18 protein-coding genes, 1 pseudogene and 1 riboswitch are annotated in these 19,879 nt (G+C 51.6%); of the genes and pseudogenes, 9 read left to right on the plus strand and 10 right to left on the minus strand.

Translation table 11 applies throughout. The annotated features are described in order from the left end of the window. Positions 1–17: 17 nt before the first annotated feature. The 6 genes and pseudogenes from NZD86_RS18030 to NZD86_RS18055 form a co-directional block, all read right to left on the minus strand. Positions 18–671, minus strand: a complete 654-nt coding sequence (locus tag NZD86_RS18030) for an acyltransferase (RefSeq protein ID WP_268043437.1) — start codon at positions 669–671, stop codon at positions 18–20. Positions 672–847: 176 nt separating this feature from the next. Next, on the minus strand, positions 848–1,906 hold the full coding sequence (locus tag NZD86_RS18035) for a phosphotransferase family protein (RefSeq protein WP_268043438.1): 1,059 nt from the start codon (positions 1,904–1,906) through the stop codon (positions 848–850). 12 nt (positions 1,907–1,918) lie between these two features. Beyond that, positions 1,919–2,689, minus strand: a pseudogene (locus tag NZD86_RS18040) (enoyl-CoA hydratase-related protein). A 57-nt stretch (positions 2,690–2,746) separates the two neighbouring features. Continuing rightward, positions 2,747–3,520, minus strand: a complete 774-nt coding sequence (locus NZD86_RS18045; RefSeq protein WP_268043440.1) for an SDR family oxidoreductase — start codon at positions 3,518–3,520, stop codon at positions 2,747–2,749. 54 nt (positions 3,521–3,574) lie between these two features. After that, positions 3,575–4,786 (minus strand): acyl-CoA dehydrogenase, encoded by a 1,212-nt coding sequence (locus NZD86_RS18050; protein ID WP_268043441.1) that lies wholly within the window; start codon positions 4,784–4,786, stop codon positions 3,575–3,577. An 86-nt stretch (positions 4,787–4,872) separates the two neighbouring features. Next, on the minus strand, positions 4,873–6,858 hold the full coding sequence (locus NZD86_RS18055; RefSeq protein ID WP_268043442.1) for a S9 family peptidase: 1,986 nt from the start codon (positions 6,856–6,858) through the stop codon (positions 4,873–4,875). A gap of 242 nt (positions 6,859–7,100) precedes the next feature. Continuing rightward, a riboswitch (cyclic di-AMP (ydaO/yuaA leader) is annotated at positions 7,101–7,229 on the plus strand. 94 nt (positions 7,230–7,323) lie between these two features. On the opposite strand from NZD86_RS18055, the gene NZD86_RS18060 reads away from it, so the two are divergent. The 4 genes from NZD86_RS18060 to NZD86_RS18075 all read left to right on the plus strand — a co-directional run bounded on the left by NZD86_RS18060 (position 7,324) and on the right by NZD86_RS18075 (position 9,668). After that, positions 7,324–7,500, plus strand: coding sequence for a hypothetical protein (locus NZD86_RS18060; protein WP_268043443.1), 177 nt, complete (start codon positions 7,324–7,326; stop codon positions 7,498–7,500). Then, positions 7,494–7,616 (plus strand): hypothetical protein, encoded by a 123-nt coding sequence (locus NZD86_RS18065; protein ID WP_268043444.1) that lies wholly within the window; start codon positions 7,494–7,496, stop codon positions 7,614–7,616. Before NZD86_RS18060 ends, NZD86_RS18065 begins: the two co-directional genes overlap by 7 nt. A gap of 322 nt (positions 7,617–7,938) precedes the next feature. Next, positions 7,939–8,211: an HU family DNA-binding protein gene (locus NZD86_RS18070; protein ID WP_268043445.1), complete on the plus strand. Its 273-nt coding sequence runs from the start codon at positions 7,939–7,941 to the stop codon at positions 8,209–8,211. Between the two features lie 296 nt (positions 8,212–8,507). Beyond that, positions 8,508–9,668: a glycosyltransferase gene (locus tag NZD86_RS18075; RefSeq protein WP_268043446.1), complete on the plus strand. Its 1,161-nt coding sequence runs from the start codon at positions 8,508–8,510 to the stop codon at positions 9,666–9,668. Between the two features lie 401 nt (positions 9,669–10,069). Here the strand turns inward: NZD86_RS18075 and aspD are convergent, their stop codons facing one another. Both aspD and NZD86_RS18085 read right to left on the minus strand, forming a co-directional pair. Further along, a complete protein-coding gene (gene aspD, locus NZD86_RS18080) occupies positions 10,070–11,716 on the minus strand; it encodes an aspartate 4-decarboxylase (protein ID WP_268043447.1) in 1,647 nt (548 codons plus the stop codon). A gap of 192 nt (positions 11,717–11,908) precedes the next feature. Beyond that, positions 11,909–12,907, minus strand: a complete 999-nt coding sequence (locus NZD86_RS18085; RefSeq protein WP_268043448.1) for a DMT family transporter — start codon at positions 12,905–12,907, stop codon at positions 11,909–11,911. Positions 12,908–13,157: 250 nt separating this feature from the next. On the opposite strand from NZD86_RS18085, the gene NZD86_RS18090 reads away from it, so the two are divergent. The 5 genes from NZD86_RS18090 to NZD86_RS18110 are packed head-to-tail and all read left to right on the plus strand — an operon-like array spanning position 13,158 to position 18,082. Further along, positions 13,158–15,554, plus strand: a complete 2,397-nt coding sequence (locus NZD86_RS18090) for an AMP-dependent synthetase/ligase (protein ID WP_268043449.1) — start codon at positions 13,158–13,160, stop codon at positions 15,552–15,554. 43 nt (positions 15,555–15,597) lie between these two features. Then, the gene (locus NZD86_RS18095) at positions 15,598–16,107 is read left to right on the plus strand and encodes a hypothetical protein (RefSeq protein ID WP_268043451.1); all 510 of its coding nucleotides are present in this window, start codon (positions 15,598–15,600) and stop codon (positions 16,105–16,107) included. Continuing rightward, positions 16,104–16,619, plus strand: coding sequence for a hypothetical protein (locus tag NZD86_RS18100; protein ID WP_268043452.1), 516 nt, complete (start codon positions 16,104–16,106; stop codon positions 16,617–16,619). Before NZD86_RS18095 ends, NZD86_RS18100 begins: the two co-directional genes overlap by 4 nt. 42 nt (positions 16,620–16,661) lie before the next feature. Further along, entirely contained in the window at positions 16,662–17,516 is an 855-nt protein-coding gene (locus NZD86_RS18105; RefSeq protein WP_268043454.1) for a hypothetical protein, read from the plus strand. A 38-nt stretch (positions 17,517–17,554) separates the two neighbouring features. Continuing rightward, complete coding sequence (locus tag NZD86_RS18110; protein WP_268043455.1) at positions 17,555–18,082, plus strand: hypothetical protein; 528 nt, start codon at positions 17,555–17,557, stop codon at positions 18,080–18,082. Positions 18,083–18,155: 73 nt separating this feature from the next. On the opposite strand, the gene NZD86_RS18115 is transcribed toward NZD86_RS18110, so the two are convergent. Continuing rightward, positions 18,156–18,764: a histidine phosphatase family protein gene (locus NZD86_RS18115; protein ID WP_268043456.1), complete on the minus strand. Its 609-nt coding sequence runs from the start codon at positions 18,762–18,764 to the stop codon at positions 18,156–18,158. 19 nt (positions 18,765–18,783) lie between these two features. Next, positions 18,784–19,857 carry a pyridoxal phosphate-dependent aminotransferase gene (locus tag NZD86_RS18120; protein ID WP_268043457.1) on the minus strand — a complete coding sequence of 358 codons (1,074 nt, stop codon included), beginning with the start codon at positions 19,855–19,857 and terminating at the stop codon, positions 18,784–18,786. Positions 19,858–19,879 lie beyond the last annotated feature (22 nt).

Here is a 19,879-nt window from a genome sequence, read left to right on the forward strand (position 1 = left end):
AGCATGTTCCAATGTCCTTATAAAGACCAACGAACATTCTTGCGAACAATCCTGGCAGGGTTGCCGACGGCCAACGCACCACGTGGTACATCTTTCGTGACAACTGTTCCTGCACCAATTACGGCACCATCACCAATTGTAATTCCCTTGAGGATGTTCACCCCGCTACTGATCCACACGTGGTTCCCTATTTTAATGGGTGCCGTAACCGTACGTTGCCCGTTCAGTTCATGAAAGTCTGTATCTAGTATTTGAACATCCCATGAGATTGCACAGTCATCACCAATGTCGACTTTCGAACGACTGATTACTTTCGAATTTGCACTAATAAACGTGTTTTTTCCGATGTGCACTTCCGCATCTTCTCCGACGATGACACGCACCCCCGGTCCCAAGGTGACTCGACCATCCGATATGAACCGACTGCCCTTAGCAAGCTGGACAACTGTATGATCCAAATTAATTTGGCCAATTTCGCCAACGCGTGTCGTGAACCGTCCTAATTCTAACCGCTCCCCTACACGTAACTCAGCACCTGTCCCACTTTTTATTACCGCGTTACGCGACGCAGTAATTGGGAACTTCCAAAACCGTCTGGGCGCATAGTGCAACGACAGCCAAAAACTTTTTATCGGAATCCCAGGATGGCGGATCATTTGCTGTATATTCAAGTTTTACCCCTCCGAACACCCAGTGGACATCAAAACATCGCACTAGATTTTATGGATACAAACAATAGTATTCGTGGGGAAGGTTAACTTCCTGGGGGATGAATGACATTTGGGTTCACTTGGCATATTGCCCAGTCCCAGTGAACCCCCAAAAATACGCCTTTGAATTCAGTCAATCAGTCAGGTCTCCGAACACTCTGCAAAGCCCATTCCACCAAGGCCGCTACGCCGTGATTCATGTTCATGAAGCGTGAGTCGTTCGTCTGTCCTGCCTTGTATCGGTAGTAGATCTGCTGAATAATGACAGCCAGCTTAAAAAAGGCAAAGGTCACGTAGAAGTGACTACGCGATACATCACGTCCGCTCTGTTGCGCGTAAGCCTCAATGAACTCCCTGCGAGTAAAAAATCCGTCCTTGATGGTGATAGGTGGCTTCCCCAGGCCCACTTTGAGCATTTCTGGGTCATCTGCTTGAAGCCAATAGCTCATGGCAGCACCTAAGTCCGCGAGGGGATCTCCGACGGTGGTCATCTCCCAGTCAAACAGACCCACCATCTGCGTTAGTTCGCGATTGAACATGGCGTTGTTAAATTTGTAATCGTAGTGAATGATGGCGCATCCAGATTCCTCAGGGACCCCGTCCGCCAGCCATTTCATCAATTCTTCCACACCTTGGACATCATCCGTTTTTGCCCGATTGTATCGCGAGATCCACCCATCCACCTGCCGCTTCATGAAGCCTTCGGGGCGGGTCATGTGGACGAGATCGGTCTTTGTATAGTCGACTTGGTGGAGGCCGACGAGTTCATTCACCATCTGTTGTGACAGCCGTCTTCCTAAGTCCCGTGTTGGCGTAACACCCGTTGGAAAATCCGTGTTCAAGACAATGCCATGCCGACGTTCCATAAGGAAAAACGGGGCCCCTAGAACGCTATGGTCGTCACAAAAAGCGAGAGGCTTGGGCGCAAGCTGAAAATGTCCAACGAGCGCTTGCAACACACGAAACTCACGCCCCATGTCATGTGCTTTTGGCGCAACGGGTCCGAGGGGTGGGCGCCGCAGTACAGCCTCCCAGTCTCCTACTTTTAAGGCATACGTGAGATTCGAAGCACCAGTGGGGAACTGCGTGAGTTCAAGCTCTCCACTGGGCAAGTCCCTGAAAGTGGAACGCAAATATTTCTCAAGTGGTGCAAGGTCAATGCCTTCGCCAGCTCGTACCGGAATGGTATCTGCCATGGGCGATCCTCCTCAACGGTGGATAAACGTCGCCGGACGCCGTTCAATGAATGCACGTACGCCTTCCTGTACGTCTTAGACCTCGACAAACAACTCCGCTTCACGCTTGATGCCGTCCCATAAAGACAGTTCCATCCCCTCATCAACAGCCTGTTTGATGCGAGCTAGAGACTGGAGCGAGTGTCGCGTCATTTTCGCGGCCAGGGCCTTCGCCGCTTCCCGCCCAGAACCCGTCGGGACCACTTTGTTGACCAGCCCTATCCGCTCCGCGTCGGTTGCAGATACGGGTTCACCCGTAAACATGATTTCCTTCGCCTTCGCTTCACCCACGAGCCGCGGCAGGCGCTGTGTTCCGCCACCGCCGGGAAAAAGACCGAGCTTGACTTCCGGCAGACCGATTTGCGCGTGCTCTTCAGCGATACGAATGTCGAAGGTAAGTGCCAATTCCAAGCCTCCACCAAGCGTAAGACCATCGAGTACGACGATAGTTGGCTTTGGGAAGTTGTCTATGTAGCGGAGAATCGCGTGCGTCTCCATGACGAATTCCAACATGTCCGGGTTATTCATCAGCTGTGGGAATTCCTTGATGTCAGCACCCGCTGCAAATGCCCGTTCCCCGGCGGTAGTCAACACAACAACAACCACTTGGTCGTCGCGTTCAAGGGACCTGAACGCTTCCCCAACCTGCTGAAAAATCTCGTGACTCATGACGTTTAACGGCGGGTTGTCAATGACAACCGTTGCCACACCTTGTTCTCTTTCCACCCGAACTGCATTCGCCATCACGGATTCCTCCCTTGGTCCAGTCCATTCCATACTTTGTCTTCGTCTGGCGTCTGTTTACTGAGCGGATGCACCGCCGTCGACGGTGATGCACGCACCTGTGACATAATCAGATGCCGGCGCGGCAAGGAACAGGGCTGCTCCTTTCAGATCGCTGTCGGAGCCAAACCGGCGCAGCGGCGTCCCGTCAAGCATCTGTTTACCGCCTCGTTCAATGAGGGCGTTTGACATCTTCGTGGGAAAAAATCCAGGAGCAATGGCGTTCACATTGATTCCGTGCGGACCCCATTTGACCGCCAGGTCCTTCGTGCATGTCAAAATGGCCCCCTTGCTCGTGTTGTAGCCAATGGCGTCCATGAGTCGTGGATCGACGCCGCCAAACCCAGCCGTTGAGGCGATATTGATGATTTTGCCGCCACCCTGTTCAATCATGGATCGGCCAACCGCTTGGCTCATAAGAAATGTCCCTGTGACATTGACGTCGATGACTTTCTTCCACGCTTCAAGGGGCATGTCTGTAGCTGGTGCTCCCCACGTTGCGCCGCTGTTGTTGACAAGAATGTCAATTCGCCCCAAGCGCTCGAGCGTTGCCTCCACTACGTGTTTCACATCTTCGGGGTTTGCAATATCGCACTGGATTGCGAGTGTCTTTACGCCGATCTCCGCCAAACGAGCCGCGACTTCCTCGCATGCTGTGACTTTTCGCGAACAGAGAACGACATTGGCCCCTGCTTCTGCAAGTCCCGTCGCAATTTGCTCACCCAGTCCCCGGCCACCTCCTGTGACGATGGCGGTTTTTCCAGTTATATCAAACAAGTCCTTGACGTGCATTCGCAGTACTCCTCTCTTCGTTTTTAGTTGAAGCGAAAGAGTGAACAGGTGAGTTCAAACGCGATATTTTGACAGTTCGTAACGAGCGATTTGAGCACGGTGGACTTCGTCAGGCCCATCTGCAATTTTGAGCGTCCGAGCGTTTGCCCAGAGTGCGGCGAGCGGGTAATCTTGGCTGACGCCGGCGGCGCCGAACGCTTGAATAGCTCGGTCCAGAACGTTCAAGGCAACATTCGGTGCAACCACTTTGATCATCGCGATTTCTGCCTTAGCTTCCTTGTTCCCCACGGTATCCATCATGTAAGCAGCCTTTAGCGTCAGGATTTTTGCCTGCTCGATCTCGATTCTCGACTGCGTGATCCACTCCCGAATGACACCCTGTTCGGACAACTGCTTGCCAAACGTCGTTCGGCTTTGTACCCGTTTACAGAGAAGTTCCAGCGCTCTCTCGGCAGCGCCAATCAAACGCATGCTGTGGTGAATTCGCCCAGGGCCAAGGCGTCCCTGCGCAATGGCGAAGCCCTTTCCTTCACCCCAAATCATATTTTCTGCTGGGACACGAACGTTGTTGTAGGTAATTTGGGCGTGACCGTGTGGGGCGTGATCGTATCCAAACACGGTGAGCATGCGCTCAATTTTTACGCCATCTGTGTCGAGGGGAACGAGAATCATGGACTGTTGTTCATGTTTTGGTGCATCCGGATTCGAACGGCCCATGACGATGGCGACTTTGCAGCGTGGATCGCCGCCACCGGATGACCACCATTTGCGCCCGTTCACGATGTATTCATCGCCGTCGCGAACGATGCTCGTGGAGATATTCGTAGCATCTGACGAAGCAACGTCAGGTTCGGTCATCGAGAAGCATGAGCGAATTTGGCCGTCGAGCAGAGGGCGTAGCCACGTTTCCTTTTGCTTGGGAGAACCGTATCGAACAAGAACTTCCATGTTTCCAGTGTCGGGCGCGTTACAGTTAAAGACTTCCGGGGCAAGCAGTGAGCGACCCATAATCTCGCACAGCGGTGCGTACTCCACGTTGGTTAAGCCCGCACCATACTCACTCTCCGGCAAAAAGAGGTTCCAGAGACCTTCCGCTTTCGCATGCTCCTTTAGTTCATCAATAATCGGCGGGACCTGTGCCCACCTATCAGGAAGCGCTTTCAACTGGTCTTCATAAACCCGTTCGTTCGGGTAGACATGCCGTTCCATGAACGCATTTAGCTGGTCCACTAGTTGCTGAACTTTGTCCGAGTACGAAAAATTCAAACGTTTCGCCCCCTACCTACTAACCGGTTGGTGCATCAACATCAGTATAAACCGATTCCGGTTTGAGTTACAGTTTGGATTGGACATCAAAGCCAAAAACCGTCGAGCGGTGCACCGAGAATGTGGTTACAGAACCAGGCCAAGTTTTGCTTCTGAATGGCCCGATGAAGGCCAGGTTTATCGGCTCCGTGGCCCATCCCCTTAAAAATGATCAAATTCGCGTCAACGCCAACATCCGAAAGTCCTTGATAGAGTTCATATGCATTTTGTACCGGTACGCGTGAGTCGTTGTCACCGTGCTGGATGAGCGTGGGTGTAGATGCCTCGTTGACATACGTAATGGGCGAGGTGCGCTTGTATATGACCTCGTCTTCCCAAGGCGTTGCTGCTAAGTAGTGCCGTGTGAAAGGGTGAATATCTGTGCTGACATAGTATGTGGCCCAGTTGCTGATTCCGGCACCCACGGAAACCGCTTTGAATCGGTTGCTATACGTGCTGCAAAACGCCGAGATGTAACCGCCTTGACTCCAGCCCATCACACCCACTCTCGAGGCATCTGCGAATCCCTGCGAGACGAGATGATCCACACCCGCGATCACGTCCGAGTAATCACCAATGCCCAAGTTGCGCACGTTCAATCTGCGAAACTTTGAGCCATACCCTGCACTTCCCCGATAGTTCGGTTCGAGGACGATAAAACCACACTCAATGAACGACTCAATCGGGTAGTATAGGTTGCTGGTCGGGACAGCGAAAGAGGCTGCGACAGGTCCCCCGTGAATGACGACAAGCAATGGATAGCGTTTGGACTGGTCAAAATCGGGCGGGATCGAAAGGATGCCTTCGATTGCGGTACCGTCCCCACTTTCCCACTCGATAACTCGCTTGGTCGACTTGGCCCGACCCTCATAATGCTGATTCCGATTTGTCACTCGTTCCCCGTTCAGGAACACGTCAGCCAACTCCGTGTCGGACGCTTTCAGATAAGCAATCTGCTCGCCATCCGCACTGACAGAGGCACCATAAGCAAGATGTCCGTCACCTCCAGCGACGAGTTCCCGTGACCCATCTGCTTTCACCAGTTCAATCTTTCGACTGGTCTTGTCTTGCCACTCAATTACAATACCTGACTTGATCCAAGCGACAGGATATACACTCTCGTCTAAGTCCCCCGTCAAACGTTCGCATTTCTTTGTTTCAAGGTCATACGATTCCAGCACATCCGTATCATAATAAGCGTTATCCGGCGGCCTCTTAGTGTAGCAAATTTTTCTTCCATCCGGTGAAAAATGAACATCATAGTATACAGGTTTCGGAATCGGCAGAGGTGTCATGTGTCTCGTTGCCACGTCGAGCAAGTGAAACTCGGTTTTCTCAACGTCCGTGATTCTACTTGAAGGCGCTATGGCCACGACGATTTTCTCTCCATCTCGGGACACATCAAATGCGGACACATGGACGTCAGCCATTTCGATCAGGCAAATAGCGAGCTCTTCGTCAGAGAGAACGTCCTGTCGCACATCCGACGGCCCCTGAAGTGGACCAAGTGTTCGTGCCAAGGCGGGATTGATAGGACAAAAGTACAATGTCGACTTGTTATCGTCGATATTCACATATTCGAAATCTCCGTATAGACGCTTGCGCTCCTTTTGTTTTCCCGAAGCAGCCAGTTCAGAAATATAATATAACCCGGATCCATCAGGTGCCCACCTAAATGACTTCACGTCATTTACGGCCCGGGTCACCCGTAGGCTCGTGGCTGTTTCCATCGTGTAAAGATAAATCTGTTTTTTTGCGTCCCCTTCCGGCCCAGCTTGAAGGTAGGCTAGTTTCTTGCCGTCTGGTGACCACATGGGCGCACTTGAGGCAACATTGCCGCTCGTCAACGACACGTGCCGTCCGCTCGTTTTCTCGAATATCTGGACGTGATCGACGTAGATGTTATCATCCCAGTTGGCGACACGTTTAACGTACGCTACTGCCGAACCATCGGGGTGCACGGCGATTTCCCGCAGTGCAGGAATCGATATCACTTCTTCGATGCTCACGTACGTTTTGTCGGTCCCGCTCACGCAACCACTCCCCAAAATATTCTGAAGTTCACTCCTATCATACTGAATGGCTCCGCACTTTACGAGAATTTCCCATCGATTTCATCTGTTTCTTTTTCGTGGCTAGACGTGCATGGCCACCGGGATCAATCTATGAAACCAAAACGATCACGACGACGGTAAAAAAATCCACAGAATATTTTAGACAAACCCTCATAAACGTATTTCTCGGTACGAACGATTATGACATAAGACATGCAACTTTACGCCCATCGCCGAATTCCTTAGGGAAACGGGGGACCCATCATCGGGGTGAATCACAGTTTGTTCTGCGTAGGGCACCTTTCAGCCCGAACCCGTCAGCTAACCTCGTAGGCGAATTGGAAGGAGACGGTACTGGTGAGCAAACCGACTTAGTTACTGTTCCGATCGACGTCTGCAGCACACCCATCACCTTCAAGAATCACGCGAAAGGATGGAGAAGGAATGCAAGCGACAAAGTCGAATCAGTACGACAACTGGGACACAATCCTTGGGGAGTATGCCGTACATAAGTTACGACATGCAAATCGGTTTGAACGGTATTTCCCGTCGAATGGAAAGAGACATCCAAAATACTATGCGCCACCGCGTAACCGCAAAGAGGAGGACGTACAATGGTGATGAACACGGTTGAACTTGTCGTTCTCACTCTTGCTATTGCCAGTGTTTACACCATTTTTGCTGCGCAAGTGTTCAGAACGGCGAAAAATTATGCGGATAAAATGAAACGTACGTGATACGAGGGCGCCTCCTTTGAGGCGCCCTCTCTTACATAGGCCGTACTAAGTCATTTTGGTCTACCCTTTCAACCGAGGAATGTATAAAATGGCACGAGACGGGCTATCCTAGCGCTAGAATCACGAGACCCAGAAGAGCCCGGGACATGCCGCTCATGCATCCCGGGTGACTCTGTAATGGCCCACAATTTTGCAGCTACAAAAACAGAAACATTGTGTACAAGCCAATATCGTGCTAAACTTCACGCGACTGGCTTTGTAAAACTAGGTAAGAGTGCATGATGAAAGCACTAATACGTTTTCATTGTATGGAGGTAGAAAAATGAACAAACAAGATCTAATCAACAAAACCGCTGAAAAGTCTGGCCTGACGAAAAAGGACAGCGAAGCAGTTGTAAACGGGATCTTCGAATCCATCGAAGAAGCTTTGAGCGCCGGTGAAAAGGTTCAGATCCTCGGTTTCGGCACGTTTGAAGTACGTGAACGCGCTGCTCGTTCGGGCCGCAACCCGCAAACAGGTGAAGTGATTGAAATTCCTGCAGGTAAGGTTCCTGCATTCAAAGCCGGCAACAACTTGAAGGAAAAAGTGAAGTAATCCGTTCTGCCGAAAAAGCCACCGTCCTCACTTTGAGACGGTGGCTTTTTTGTTCGTTACAGCCATCCTCCGATTTCCCCGTCAAGCGCATCATCATCTACCACAACATTCAAGCAATAAGCACATCTTGCCGATTTTGTGACAACCGGATCGGTCATCGAACCATTTCCATCACTAGCTTATCTCTTCAATAGAACCTTAAAAACGAACCCTAAAAATAAAAAAGCTCGAATCAGGAGCCTATCATTGTTCGGTCATTCCACTCAGCCAGAGATCACTCCAAGGGGGCAATCTTCATGTTCAAGAACTGGCTTGCGTTTGGGATGTCTGCATACAACACACCTGGCTTTCAAGATACGTCGAGATTGATGACGAGAGGTTTTGATGGTGAAGTCGTGTACGTCGAACCACCACAATCCCTGTTGCGTTGGCGTAACGCCAATGCGCTCATGTGGGACTGGCAGCCACGTGAGCATGATGCGCATCATACAGTGCTGACGCCGCCACTGTCCATCCCGAAGAAACTAGATATTTTTTCCCTTGGACTGAAGCGCCAAGCGAGCAACCTGAACACGGAACTGTCGTACCGGTGGGGTCATGAATGGCGAAAGGAAACGGTCGTTTATGTGACCAATTGGACCCCATATCAATATCGGCTGATCGAGTGTCTTAATCCCACATATCTCGTATTCGATTGTGTTGATGACGTACTCGCTTTTCCGTACGACTGGAACCGTGACAAGGTCATCGAGGCGTGGAAACGGATCGCCAACCGAGCCTCTTCCGTGTTGGCTGTCTCTCCGACCCTTCGTGACCAGATGGAAACACAACTCAATCGATCCGTCACGCTAATGCCCAACGGAGTCGACGCTCAGTTGTTCATGAAGCCCGCATCTGCGGTTCCACCGGCTCTGGAACTGGCAGGCGACAAACTTCGTGTGGGCTTTGCGGGCACGTTAAACCACTGGATCAACTTTGAAGCGATGCTGACTCTCGTTGAGGATTTTCCAGAGGTCACGCTGTTTTTACTCGGCAGGCAAGGACAAATGGCAGAACAGCAGGCCCAAACATTCAAACGTCTTCTCGATCACGATCGCGTTCACTATCTCGGCGGCGTGCCATACGAGGAGTTGCCTGGATACTTGCAAGCGCAGGACGTGCTGATACTTCCTCGCATCGCTTCGAGCGCGAGTGAAGCTTCCAACCCATTAAAACTATTCGAATACCTTGCCGTGGGCAAACCTACTGTCGTAGGTGGCGTACCGATTGCGCAGGATTTGAATCGACTGGTTTACGGAGCAGAAACATCGCTTTCATACCAAGATGCGTTTCGCCGTGCCTTGGATGAACTTCGCAATCCGTCGCCGGGCATTGTTCGGGAAAGGCAGGCCTACGCTATGAGGCGAACATGGAGCGAGCGAGTCAGAAGCACACTCAGAGCGATTCAAACGACCTAAAACAGCGGCCGGGAGCCGAGGGGTGCGGGGTCCGGTGGTGCGGGACCGGGGCGGGCGGGCGGAAGGGAGTCTCATGCCGTAATAAGCAACTATGTGTCTGTCCATGATCAAACAAGATGCTTGGAGTCCGTTGTTGCCGCCATCTGCTCCTTCTGATCTCGAAGATTGGCCCAATAACGGTACCAGGCTCCCTTAGTCAATTCTAGGTCATCGCATTCTGCCTCTAAGGGACTGGGAGTCACCTATGCTGCCCCGCAAGCCCGCAAGCCCGCGTCAAAAGAGGTGTCGCTGCACCCATCCGATGATGGCGTGCGGGAGACCCCCGTTGTATCATTGATAGAGCGCTCCTGTCGGTACACGGACGTCGGCTACCACGATAGTGGTGTATGTACCCGCATAGGTTAAGCGTTCGACCCCTTTGAGGACTTCCATTCCCGCACGTACCCTTCCAGTGCTTTGTGCAGATCACGCCCGATTTCCGAGTACGAATCGTCGTCGAGATTGGCGAGGGAACAACGGATGGACCACGTGGGCCCGTGAAATCCGCCGCCGTTTAACAGCACAATGCCAGAGTTCTCGGCAAGTCGGAACAAAATGTCGATAGGCTCATAGTTCGCTTTCAGGTAGTCCGTAAATTCTCTTCCGTAGTACTGGTTCGACCATACTTCCAAATCAAACTCCGTGTAGTAGTCCGCATCAAGTGGTAAATCAGGATACGGAAGACCGAGGCCATCGTAAAGCAACTTCATACGTCGATGACATATGTCTTTCGTCAGTTGCTTGTAGCGATTTTCTTGATCCAACAGCGCAAACGCACAGAATAGCGCCATTTGGACTTGTTGTGGTGTCGACAAACCAGCGGTGTGGTTGAGCGCCACCTGGCGGCTGTCCGCAACGATCCTGTCGATAAATCGCACATCATCTGGGTGCTGCGTCATGGACGAATAACGGGCATGTAAGATGTCGTGTTTGTCCTTTGGCAATTCTCTGAGTAGCCGATCAAAAATGTTTTCCTGATGAACGGCGATGACACCGAGCCGCCAGCCAGTCACACCGAAATATTTCGAAAATGAGTACACGCCAATTGTGTTCGCGGGGACGTCCGCCATGAGGGATCGAAACTCGTCTACAAATGTGCTGTAGACATCGTCAGAAATAATCATCAAGTTGGGATTGTGGTTCTGGACGATGTCGAGAATGTATTCAGTCGATTCCGGAGCGAGTGCAACCGATGGAGGATTGCTTGGATTGACCAGAAACAGCGCCTTGATTTCTGGATCCTTCAGCTTGTCCAGTTCCGACTCCGGATACTGCCACGTGTGGTTCCCGGCAGCATCGCGAGCAGTGGCTTTGATCTCGACAACGTCAAACGCATACCGAGCCAAACTCGGGATTTCCACGTAGGGAGGAAAAATTGGAACCATAATGGCAACCTTGTCACCGCGGTTCAGCAAGTAGTTTTCGAGGAGCGAGTCAAAAATATAGCACATCGCAGCCGTTGCTCCTTCGACGGCAAACAGGTCAAACGTACCGACAGATTTGTCGTTTTGACAAAGTTCCTGGAGAACAAAGTCATGCACCACCTTCTCCACACGGACGAGCATCCTATCAGGCACCGGATAATTGTCTCCAATAATTCCATCGACAAGTTCATGAACCCACTCGTCTTCCTGAAAGCCTTGCTTCTTTATGCCGTATTCCACGATGTCCTCAAGTAGTTTCATACCGGGTGTATCCTGGTGTGCCTTGGCGTACGTGCGAAATCGCTCGGCGGCCCCTTTGCGCTCGGGCTTTCCGGCCAAATCGCCCTCGTTCCACACACGTCGACTTTCCGAAACTGCAAACTGTCCAAGGGCAAAGAAAGCCTCACGTGGCGACGCTGCAATCCAGTTCGGATTCCCTCGCCCTGCATCCAACAACACGCGGGTGCTCTTCTTCTGATTCTTTTGCGCAAGACTGATTAATTCGTTTTTGAATTCAAACGGGCTGATGGCCTCAAAACTGCGTTCCATCGCCCGTCGCTTTGACAAATCTTGATCCATGTTCATCCCTCTCGCTCCCACCGAAACACTTTTCACATAGATGGCGAATTTCTCCAAATCACTGTGCTGTATTATTATCCCAGTTGGAAGGTGGTATACTCAAGGTGATTCGGAATCAGTGGCAGACATCGTTTGTCTCTCCTCGTATTTCCCCTCAATTAGCGCTCGATCCCGCCTCGGCCAATAAGCGGGCTGTCATCAGCGAGATCGACTGAGAATGACCACGGCAACAAGGATCAACAGTGCACCGATCCAACCGAGCGGGCTCAGTCTCAGGTGTAGAAAGAGGACCGCGAACACCGCCGAGGCGAGGGGCTCTGCACACGACAGTAGGCTGGCCTCTTCGGACGTGATGACCTTTAGACTGGCCGTAAACAGAGAAAAAGCGATCATGGTGCCGCAGATGACGACAAACGCGATCAAATATAGACTTGCCGGCGTGATGGTCGCACTTACCTTCCATGTGGGATGGAAGAATCCCATGGTGATCCCACCGAGCAGCATGCACCAGCCGACAATAGGCAGCGAGCCATATATCGTAAGCAACCGTCTCGGATATATCGAATAGAACGCGAGGGCCAAGGCCGATGATAGTCCCCATACGAGCCCTCCCACAGAAATCCCGAGCGCTGCAAGTTTTCCATTCGTGACGAGCAAACTTGTGCCGAACACGGCAGCGATAACGGCGAGTGTCTGCCGTGTTTTGGGGCGTGATCGATTCTCAATAAGCGCCCACAGAACGACGAGCACAGGCGCCAAATACTGCAGCAAGGTGGCTGTCGCTGCGTTGCTGTCGGCAATGGCGGCGAAATAGGTGTACTGAACCCCAAGCAGCCCCACGAGAGCCAGCAATACCAATCGGCCGGCGTCCTTGGCTGACCTCCATATCTCAAACACCCGTCCCGGCCCGTAGCGAACACCCACATAACCGAGCAGCATGATTCCAGATGCGGTCATGCGGATGTGCACGAGCCACCCGGGCGCGAAGTGCATTCGTTGAAACAACACCTGTGCAGCACTCCCGGATACGCCCCACAGAACGGCACCGAGCAGTACCATGAAGACGCCCCGATAGTGATTCGTGACAGACGGGGAATGTGCGATGTTTGGCTCAAGAGCTACAATTCCTCTTACACTTTTACGGAAACCTCTCCACAAAGGATATCGCTTCTCCTTACAGTACAATTTTTCTCTCACATCGCCCCGCCAAGTCTGCATTCCATCGACATACACACCATTCGTGTAAAGGAGCGACATCTTATTGTAGCTCGCTCTGTCAGAATCAGGCTATCCCTGTTTTAGATTAAAAATGGACAGAATTTTTGAATATCCACCCCCATAAGAATGTGACCAAAATTCGAAAGTTCTCTGTAAGAAGCTGAAGTTCACCTGGGTCGATATGACTGTGACTACGCTGAAGCGGCAAGTCACAGTAGGAGGTGGCATTATGAATGTCGTTCAGTTGTTCCGGGCGTCTGTGCTTCGCGATCCTTCTCATGCGTGTCTTATGTACAAAGCCGATGGTGCGTACCAGACGCTCACCTATGAACAAGTGTGGCATCGAATCGTACGAGTTGCGTCGTCCCTTCGAGATCTCGGTGTTCGAGAAGGAGATAAAGTTGCCATCATGGCTGAGACGTCGCCTGCCTGGACCATCTGTGACTTTGCCATTTTGGCACTGGGCGCTGTGGTGGTTCCCATCTATCCGTCTCTGCCCGCGCACGAAGCAGTCTACATGATGAATAACGCTGAAGCGAAATACTTTATCACCGATTCACCCACTTCCATGTCCGCCTTACGAGGAGTTTGGCCAGAGGCAATTCGTGCCGTTATACTGCTGGAGGAGTCCCCCGTTCGCTGTGATAAACCTGTGTATGCATTCCGTGACTTCTTTCAGGATGAAGATGAAACGCCACTCGATCCGTCCCTAACTGACACCCTCATCCCATCCAATGCCCTGGCCACCATCGTGCACACGTCCGGTACGTCGGGCAGACCGAAAGGTGTCATGCTGAGCCACCAAAACTTGACCGCCAACATCGAAGCGTGCCTATCCATGATGTCTGTCGAGAAAGATGACATTACGCTTTCATACCTCCCTTTGTCGCACATATTCGAACGAACAGTCGGTCACTTTTGTGTATTTGCTGCGGGTGGAACAATCGCTTATGCGGAGGGATTGGATAAAATTCAACAAAACCTGCTCGAAGTTCGGCCAACGGTCCTCATTACCGTCCCTCGGTTGCTGGAAAAGGTTTATACGGGAATCCACCAAAAACTTGATGCGGCACCGCGAGCCGTTCGAACATTTGTCAACAATTCGATGAAAAAACCGAATCCGCTGAATCGGCGGATCGTAGACAAACTTGTGTACGCCAAGCTGCGATCAGGGTTCGGCGGCCGGCTGCGAATTGTCATTTCAGGCGGATCCGGTCTGGCAGAACGGATCGCAAAATTCTTCCGGGAAGCTGGGATACCTGTTTGTGAAGGGTACGGCATGACTGAATCAGCCCCAGTCATTTCCTTCAACCCGGTGGAAGATATTCGGCCCGGCACGGTCGGCAAGCCGATCCCAAACGTTCAAGTGAAACTGGCGGACGACGGTGAAGTGCTCGTGAAAGGCCCGAATGTGATGATGGGGTACTACGGCGACCCGCTCGCCACAAGCGAAGCCATCGATGAAGACGGCTGGTTGCACACGGGAGATATCAGTGTGATCGAGGACGGATATGTGCGTGTGGTGGAGCGCAAGAAGCACCTGCTTGTACTCGCGACAGGGAAAAATGTCGCGCCCTACCCAATCGAAAATGCCATCACCGTGAGTCCGTACATTGCGGATGCGGTGCTCGTGGGAGATGATCGGAAATACGTTGGTTCGCTCATCGTGCCAGATTTTGCGGCCTTGTCCGATCTCGCCAGAACACACAACCTCGATGAAAGCGATTTCGAACTTTGGAACAATCACCCGGCTATCCGTCGCCTTCTTCAAGAAGAGATTCGCAAAGCAGTAGAACCGTTTGCTGAATTCGAACGGCCAAAACGTGCGATCCTCCTGTCCGCCCCATTCACGCTTGGGTCAGGAGAAATCACACCGACTCTGAAAGTGAAGGCAAAGGTGGTTCTACAAAGGTACGCTCGTGACATTGAGGCCATGTACGAAGGCACCCGATATCTCGACATTTACGGCAGTGTCGAACACGGAATCGTCCCGGGGTCGCCCCTAACACCCATGGAGACAAATGAGCCTATGACAGGCGGATCGTCATTGGCTGCATCTTCCGAAGCAGCCACGCCGGAAGCGAAAGTGCGTCGACGGAGAACAAGGCGCTGGGTAGCGGCGGGGCTCGTAGCCGTCCTCATCGGCTTATCTGTCGGGCTAGCGAAAGCGGGTATTCAACTGCCGAAAAATCTCAATTTGCTATCAACCATCAAGCATGTGCACAAAAATAATGATCAGATTAATGGTGAAAACACCAAAATCGTCCAAGGCATGCAAAACGTAAGCCAACTGTCCGGGTTGACCCCTGCGATGGCCAGTCAACTCCAGTCCCTCAGTACCGGTCTCAACGACCAGAACGACAGGTTGTCGAGTTTAACGAGGCTCAGTGTACAGGAAATCGGCCTCAGCAAACAGTTCGGCGCCGTTGCCAGCGCTCTCAATGGGGACCTGGGCAACGTTGCTTCCAGTACCCAGCAGCAGTCGAATGCTGTTCAAACGATGAGCAAAACCGCGGCAGACATTGAACGTTTGGCCACGCAGTTAGAACAAACCAACCAGACAATGGCGAAAAAGCTCAATCAAGCAACGGCCAGTACGAAGCAAATATCGACCGAAGTGCCCTAAATAGAGATGTCTCCTAAATAAATAAAGAGAGGAGAACAGCGACATGTTGATAAAAGTTGTAAGCCTCGTTGCCATGGCAGCGATGGCTGGCGTACTTGCCATGACCGTTCCAACCACTTTTCAGTTGGCGAAAATGGATACGGGTCTCAGCTCTAGCCTTCACTCAACAACACAACTGGTATCCATTGAATCATCCATTATCCAAAAAAATAAGAGTCTTCATTCCCTCATCCAAACTGCACACCTGATGAAAGCGCAGCTTCAAGTGACGGACAGTGTGACGGCGAAACTCGAGACAAATATCAACACAATCAACCATCTGAACCAACAAACATTGGAAATCAATCAATCCATTTCGAAAGGCGCAAACACCAGTGCGCAAAATCTCGCAGACATCGCAGCCAGCATGAGCGCACTGTACAGTGCGACTTCCAGTTTGTCCAAAACACTGCAGTCGCTAAATGGCATCGTTCAAGGTGACACGAACAACTTGAGTCAAATGCGAGACGCTACTGCGCAAATGAATTCAAATGTTCCGGGGGTGCTCGGATGAAGTTCACTGTCCTGACCGTGGCGAAAATCGGTATTCCTACGTTGCTCCTATTACTTGGGATCAACGGGCTCGCGGACGTTCGACTACAAAAAGATATGGCCGGGAAATCTGTCAAACTCGCTCAACAGGTTGCAGAAGCGAAATCCCTGTCAGGTCAACTGCAAGGGGGGCTGACGGGGCTTGGGGACTTACAGACGACGACGCAGTCCATGCAATCGAGTCTGGTACGCGTGCAGGGAGCAGCATCGAACATGGCGAGTGGACTCTCGACGTTAGCTACGACGGTCGCAGGAATCAACCAATCTGTCAGTCAAATTGGTGGCGGTGTCGGCAAATCGAAGACAGAAGTCGCGGCAATTGAGCAATCGGAAGAGCGAATTCTAGCGACACTTGAGCAGTTGAGTCAGACGAACAGTGACATGGTGAACCACTTGGGGCAAATGATCTCGGACGAACAACAGATAGATTCCAGTCTCAGTCAAATGAATCAAAAGACAGCTTTGGTTCCCTAATCATGCAATGATGGAAAGGAAGGTGTGTCTATGCGCCCAGTCATGAACACGATATTCTCACCGATGCGTGTCGTGCTCTTAGGTGGTATGGTCCTTTGTCTCGGTTTTGCGTCCGCATCCGTCGCACAAGTCGTGCATGCCAAATCGATGGCGAAGCAGAATCTCTTTTCACTGGTGGGAAACTTAAACATCACTACCGGGCAAATTCTCACAAACTCACAGGAACTAAATGGTAGAGTGGGCGAAGTTGAAGGAAAACTTCAGCAGCTTGAAGCACAATCACAGATTTTGAACCAGCAAACACAGACAGGTAAGTCACTGTCAGACCAGCTCAGCACACAAATTGCGTTGACGACAAACAATGTTGCGACGATGGAACAGATTCTCCATGTTGAGCAAAAAACATCCACCGTTGCTAGCCATGTGCAAAACCAGTCGCAATCGCTGGCAAACACCATAGAGAAAAATGCGACTGTTCTCATGCAATTGGATAAGACACTCGGTACGGCAAACAACGAGAGTTCTCGGCTAAACAGTCAAATGGACAACTTGATCTCTGAATTGCAATCGTCGCAGCAAGAATTCCGACTGTTCGGCCAAGTGAACGATCTCCTCGGTCACAAGGGCTTGCTCGGGAACGCGACGGGATTCCTCAACAAGTCAACGAGTGGACTGCTCGGCGGATCGAAAGGTGCGGGTTCCGCCAGTCAAGCCGTCGGCGGCGCGACAGGCGCATTGCAAAAGACGACGAGTGGCCTGACGGGCGGGTTACTTGGCCCTGTGTTAGGCGGATCGGCTAAGACGGGATCGAGCGGGGCTTCGCAAGCGGCGAACAATTCGACCGGAGCGACAACGACGAACGGCGGGTTGCTTGGGCTTCTGGGAGGACTGAACTAGTGCTAGACAACAACACACCTCGAAAGGATGGATGATGCATGGTGCTCAAATGGTTTACTGTCGTGTCCTGGGTTGCTTCCGCTGCGGGACTCGGCATTTTCGGATACAGCATGACGCAGCAGACGAATATCCAAATGCAGATGAATCGAACAATGGCGCAGATGAACCAAAGTATTCATGACACGACGCCCCTCGTCGCGGCGACGTCAAAGGCGTTGGAGCCCCTTGCCGCCACCACCTCCGCTTTGAGTCAAATTGAGATTCAGGAGCAGCACACCGTAAGTGATCTGGCAGCCATGAACACCAGATTAAAAACCATTGGCGACAGTGAAGGTCAGGTCCTGGCTGGCATGAACAGCATGCTCACAGAGACGACAGCCGTCGGCCAAGAGATAGGCACGGTGAGCAATACGACAGGGGGTGTCCTGCATGCCTCATCTAGCTCTGCCGTCAGTGCGCAGGCTGAGGCAAACGATTTGGCCGCATTGAATCAACACACAGCAGATGTCATTGCACAGTTGCACAAACTCAATACCAAGTTGTCTGCATTGAAATTGCTGCCATAAGTCATGCGATCGCGCTACTTTAGACACATACAAGGTTCGACTGGGCGGGCCTGTTCATGCGGGGTTGCTGTTCTTATGTACCTCCTGATGGCCGGTCGACGTACCTCAAGCTGAATGCCGGGTGTGCATCATGACAATGTCCTTTCGTGACGCTCACATCATGCTCAACGAACCCGGCATTTGGAATGATGCCGATGTCATGTCCGGCCATTTTGGTCAGCTCGCGAATGACACTCCCATGCGTAACGAGCAATACCGGTCCGCTGTATACATTCATACAGATGTACTCTAGTCCGCTCGTCAACCGATTGATAAATGCCTCGCGCGCCTCTACCTGGAAATGTGGCTCTGGCAACGACTCCACGTCGTCAATGTGAAACTCAGTCTGAATGACATGTTTCGTTTTGCCCTCGAGATCTCCAAAGGATCGTTCACGAAATGAATGGACGACAACTGGCTGCAAGCCCAGGATCTTACCGCAAATGTCAGCCGATTGTTTCGCGCGCAACAGCGGACTCGCAACGATGGCCGAAATACGGGCACCATACATTGCTTTCATAGAAATACACGCTCGTCTAACTTGTTCGATCCCGGTTCGATTTATAGGAACAGACTGTGCCCCTTGAATGCGGGATTCCTTGTTCCAATCGGTCTCCCCGTGACGCAACAAAATCAATCTCACAAGGCATGCACTCCCAGTGCTACATCAATGACGCCACGATCCTATGGAATGCCTCCCATAATCGCTCGTTCTCTGGTCGGAGTTTGATGGCGATCCGCATGTGATGAGGCGTCAAGTTCTCAAACTGAGCACACCAGCGCACGAAAATACCCTCGTTTTCAAGCCGTATCCGTATATCATCCGGATTGAGCCGATCATCTAACTGCACTAAGAAGTAATTGACACTGGGCGGATACAAACGAACCCATGGTGCATTTCCCCACGTGCCACATATGTACTCCTGCTCAACTTGAAGCCAATCCCACGTCCGGCGTACGAATTCGTGACCCTGGTACGCAGCGATGGCAGCAGCCTGTGCCAAGTGATTGACACTCCATTTATCTCGGTGTTGCTCGATGCGGCGGACGAGATCTGGATGAGCAATACCACTTCCAAACCGAAGCCCCGGAATCGAGTACATTTTGGTAGCGGATCGAATGACGACAAGAGTTGGCCACTGCATCACATTTTCGATCACACTCAGTTGATGATGGTCCCATCTAAAATCCATAAAGGACTCATCCACCATCACGAGTACACCTATGGAACATAAATAAGCAATGACGTCCATTAATTCTGATTTCCCCCACGACATCCCTGTTGGGTTGTGCGGGTTGTTGATGATCACCATGTCGTTTAAGGTAGGTCGCGGCGTCGCTGTCCGAACGGTATCGCCAATTTCTTCTGATAACGACAACTGTATCAACTGTGCGCCTGCCCTATGAGCGGCAGCATGGTATTCCGAGAAAGCTGGCTCAAACACAAAAACACGGTTGGGAGAAACAGCGCGTATGGTTAAATCGATGACCTCTGATGCCCCATTCCCCACGAATATGGCGTGCGGGTTCTCAATGCCAAACGACGCGGCCAAAACCTGCTTAAGGGTTTGGTGCCTGGAATCCGGATAATGCACGACACCATGAAGCGCATCATGAATTGCTGCCATGACGCTATCAGGTGGTCCAAGCGGATTGATGTTCGCACTGAAATCAAGAATGTCATTCGGCGCCACGCCCATGCGTTCCGCGTATTCGTAGATTCTGCCGCCGTGCATACAGAACACTCACTCCTCTCCC

Origin of the sequence: Alicyclobacillus dauci, from assembly GCF_026651605.1 — a bacterium.
Taxonomy (GTDB): Bacteria; Bacillota; Bacilli; order Alicyclobacillales; family Alicyclobacillaceae; genus Alicyclobacillus; species Alicyclobacillus dauci.

What these genes read in the sequence shown, in the direction of transcription:
- NZD86_RS18035 (WP_268043438.1), bottom strand. Translation starts at nt 1,906, where the DNA reads ATGGCAGATACCATTCCGGTACGAGCTGGCGAAGGCATTGACCTTGCA.
- NZD86_RS18045 (WP_268043440.1), bottom strand. Translation starts at nt 3,520, where the DNA reads ATGCACGTCAAGGACTTGTTTGATATAACTGGAAAAACCGCCATCGTC.
- NZD86_RS18060 (WP_268043443.1), top strand. Translation starts at nt 7,324, where the DNA reads ATGCAAGCGACAAAGTCGAATCAGTACGACAACTGGGACACAATCCTT.
- NZD86_RS18065 (WP_268043444.1), top strand. Translation starts at nt 7,494, where the DNA reads ATGGTGATGAACACGGTTGAACTTGTCGTTCTCACTCTTGCTATTGCC.
- NZD86_RS18070 (WP_268043445.1), top strand. Translation starts at nt 7,939, where the DNA reads ATGAACAAACAAGATCTAATCAACAAAACCGCTGAAAAGTCTGGCCTG.
- NZD86_RS18075 (WP_268043446.1), top strand. Translation starts at nt 8,508, where the DNA reads ATGTTCAAGAACTGGCTTGCGTTTGGGATGTCTGCATACAACACACCT.
- aspD (WP_268043447.1), bottom strand. Translation starts at nt 11,716, where the DNA reads ATGAACATGGATCAAGATTTGTCAAAGCGACGGGCGATGGAACGCAGT.
- NZD86_RS18090 (WP_268043449.1), top strand. Translation starts at nt 13,158, where the DNA reads ATGAATGTCGTTCAGTTGTTCCGGGCGTCTGTGCTTCGCGATCCTTCT.
- NZD86_RS18095 (WP_268043451.1), top strand. Translation starts at nt 15,598, where the DNA reads ATGTTGATAAAAGTTGTAAGCCTCGTTGCCATGGCAGCGATGGCTGGC.
- NZD86_RS18100 (WP_268043452.1), top strand. Translation starts at nt 16,104, where the DNA reads ATGAAGTTCACTGTCCTGACCGTGGCGAAAATCGGTATTCCTACGTTG.
- NZD86_RS18105 (WP_268043454.1), top strand. Translation starts at nt 16,662, where the DNA reads ATGAACACGATATTCTCACCGATGCGTGTCGTGCTCTTAGGTGGTATG.
- NZD86_RS18110 (WP_268043455.1), top strand. Translation starts at nt 17,555, where the DNA reads ATGGTGCTCAAATGGTTTACTGTCGTGTCCTGGGTTGCTTCCGCTGCG.
- NZD86_RS18120 (WP_268043457.1), bottom strand. Translation starts at nt 19,857, where the DNA reads ATGCACGGCGGCAGAATCTACGAATACGCGGAACGCATGGGCGTGGCG.